At 57.4% G+C, this 3,058-nt stretch carries 4 protein-coding genes; all 4 read left to right on the top strand.

The annotated features are described in order from the left end of the window. Positions 1–14: 14 nt before the first annotated feature. Positions 15–491 (top strand): conjugative transfer signal peptidase TraF, encoded by a 477-nt coding sequence (gene traF, locus ABJN75_RS04785; protein WP_348437378.1) that lies wholly within the window; start codon positions 15–17, stop codon positions 489–491. Next, a complete protein-coding gene (locus tag ABJN75_RS04780) occupies positions 445–1,635 on the top strand; it encodes a conjugal transfer protein TraB (RefSeq protein WP_348437376.1) in 1,191 nt (396 codons plus the stop codon). Before traF ends, ABJN75_RS04780 begins: the two co-directional genes overlap by 47 nt. A gap of 132 nt (positions 1,636–1,767) precedes the next feature. Continuing rightward, positions 1,768–2,505, top strand: coding sequence for a LuxR family transcriptional regulator (locus ABJN75_RS04775; protein WP_348437375.1), 738 nt, complete (start codon positions 1,768–1,770; stop codon positions 2,503–2,505). An 86-nt stretch (positions 2,506–2,591) separates the two neighbouring features. Further along, on the top strand, positions 2,592–3,058 hold a 467-nt coding region (locus tag ABJN75_RS04770; protein ID WP_348437373.1), incomplete at its 3' end, for an acyl-homoserine-lactone synthase.

Below are 3,058 nucleotides of genomic sequence, written 5' to 3'. Positions count from 1 at the left end.
TTTGTCTTCCGGCGATTCTGTTTGGCGCGGGATCCGAGGCAGGATTCCGGGTCAACCTGACGCCGAGCTATCCGCTCGGGCTCTGGCGGATCGCGCCATTGAACCGCGCTACTCGCGTCGGGGATCGCATCTTCATCTGTCCGCCACTAACCGAAGAGTTTCGACGGGCCCGTGAGCGTGGATATCTGCGCCGTGGCTTTTGCCCGGGCTGGCTTAGTCCGTTGATCAAGACCGTTGTTGCACTCCCCGGACAGTCGATTGAAATCGGCGCGTCTGTCGTGATCGACGGAGTGAATTTGCAGCGATCCGCGGTCCAGCCAAACGATGGTTCGGGCAGGCCGATAACGCCCTACGCCGGGGGTGTAGTGCCGCCAGGGTTTCTGTTTCTCCACTCACCATTCAAAGGTTCCTATGACTCACGATATTTCGGGCCGATCCCGGCCGATGGTGTTCTCGGGCTGGCGACGCCCATCCTTACCTTCGTTCCGTGACGGCCTGGTTTGCCTGAGCTTTATCGCAGGCAGTGCCGTTGTCGGCGCGATTGCCTGGAGTGGCGAAGTGCTGGCCTTGCCCGCTGCTGTCTTGTTTCCGACGCTCTGGGCGTTTGCACCCAACCGGTTCGTTGCAGGCTTGGTGGCGCTGGCCTATTTCCTTGCAGCGTCGCGCGGGCTGCCTGTTGGCGTCTCAATCTTCTATGCGAGTGATATGTGGGTCGGGCTCGGTCTATGGCTCACGGCCTCGGTTCTTTTCGTCCTCGTGCACAGCTTGATTTGGACATCGAAGTCCGGGTGGCGCAAACCCTTGCGTTACGCGCTTGCATGGATCCTGATGAGCGTTCCGCCTTTTGGCATCACCGGTTGGGCGAACCCGATCACGGCCGCTGGTGTCTTGTTCCCGGACCTCGGCTGGTTCGGATTGATAGCCATGGCTCACACCTTATCTGCGATGACGACGCGGGCATGGCCGATCGTTGCTCTTATCGTTGGTGCCTTTGTCGCACTGTCAGCTAAGGGCTGGAGCGAGCCTGGTCCACCAGAAGGCTGGATCGGCATCGACACGCACTTCAGTTATACCTCTCCCGGTCAACATGCAGATTATGCGCAGCATCTTGCCACGTTAGCTTTGGTACAGGACGCCGCGAAGGCCGGCGCGAAAAACATCGCTCTCCCCGAAAGCGCATTCGGGATCTGGACGCCAACCACCGAACACCTCTGGGTCAGCGCGCTTCAGGACCTTGATGTGACGGTGAACGGAGGTGCGGTCATTGTTGGAGCTATGGGCTATGACAATGTGATGATCGAGGTGTCTGGGAAGGGCGCGCACATCGTCTACCGCGAGCGCATGCCGGTGCCGGTTTCGATGTGGCAACCCTGGGCATCGGGTGGCGCGAGGGCCCAAATCTTTGGAAAACCTACCGGCAGATTTGCCGGGACGCTCGTCGCTCCCCTGATCTGCTACGAGCAACTCTTGGTTTGGCCGGTCCTGCAGTCGATGTTCTACGAACCGAGCGTAATCGTGGCAACCGGCAATGGCTGGTGGACCGGCGACACCAACATCGTCGCTATCCAGAAGGCGGCCGCCCTGGCCTGGGCGTCACTGTTCGGCGTGCCGCTCGTAATCGCCTTTAATACCTGACAGGATTCCCCATCAAACAACGCCCGGAAGCTGACGATCTAGAATTCGATCATTTCGACAACTAGGGATTGCATATTTGACTCAATTTGAAAATATTGCACCCGAATCTAAGGTTTCGGGAAAGGTAGGACGTTGGAGAATATCGCAGATTCCGATTTGATGGGCGCACTCTCACAAATTTCAGATGTTGCTGACCGAAACTCGACAATCGAGTTCCTGAAAGACGTGGCCTCCCGATACGCATTGAATACCATTGCGTATTTTGGTGTCGGCGTTTCTGGTCAAAATGAGATCGATCCCTATCTCGCCGTAACCTATCCTCCCGAGTGGGTCGCACACTACAAGAACCGGCAGTATGTCGATGTCGATCCAGTTGTTCGTCTTGGCTTTCGCCGTATGCTTCCCCTTGATTGGGACGAGTTTGGAAATCCGACGGGGCGGCTGAAGACCTTTTTTGGTGAAGCCGGCGAATTCGGTATCGGGCTCCGCGGACTGACAGTTCCAGTGCACGGTCGCTGCGGCGACCGTGCCTTGTTCTCCGTGACGTCAGATATTTCCGCCCGCGACTGGGCGAGCGCGAAGCTTCTCTATATGCGTGACTTCCAGGTCCTTGCGATGCACATCCACGATCGTGTGCTTGGCATCGAGGGACATGCGAGCGAACCTGCAGTTCTTTCTCCGCGTGAACTGGAATGCCTGCAATGGATCGCCGAGGGCAAGACGGCCTGGGAATGCGCTGTAATTCTCTGCCTGTCGCAGCACACCGTGCGCTGCTATCTGGAGAGCGCCCGCCACAAGCTCCATGCCACCAGCAATACCCATGCCGTTTCAATCGCTCATAGAGCGGGGCTGCTCTTCGATCCCTTGTAAACCCAGCTGTTGGACCGGATGTTCTTCTCGAAACCCAGCCGATAACTGGTGTCTCCGTCATCAATTAATGAACGGAGACCACCATCATGATATTTGCAGTCGAAAGTGCCGATCAGGACAAGTATCCCGAACTGTTCGACGAAATGTTCTGCATGCGGGCCGAAGTTTTTTCTGGTCGCCTCGGCTGGGACGTCAAAGTCGAAAACGGCCGGGAGATCGACCGGTTTGATTCCGAAGACCCTCTCTACCTTCTGTCGCTCGATGAAAGGTCAGGACAGCTTCGTGGCGCTGTGCGTCTGCTCGCCACGACTGGCCCCAACATGCTCAGAGACGTGTTTTCCGTACTGATGCCTGGTGGTACGGTCGAAAGTCCATTGATCTGGGAAAGCTCACGTTTTGCGGTCAATCCGCAGATCTTCGAGGCGAGGGATCGTGCAGAAGCGAACCACCTGGTCAACCGAATCACCGTCGAGCTTTTGTGCGGGATGGTTGAAGCCGCCCAGCGGGCCGGTATCGAACACATCGTATCGGTCTTCGACGCCCGAATGGCTCG

It is taken from the genome of Hoeflea sp., from assembly GCF_039975035.1.
Classification (GTDB): domain Bacteria; phylum Pseudomonadota; class Alphaproteobacteria; order Rhizobiales; family Rhizobiaceae; genus Hoeflea.
Note: the sequence above shows the minus strand (reverse complement) of the source record. Positions and strands in the feature narration are given on the sequence as shown.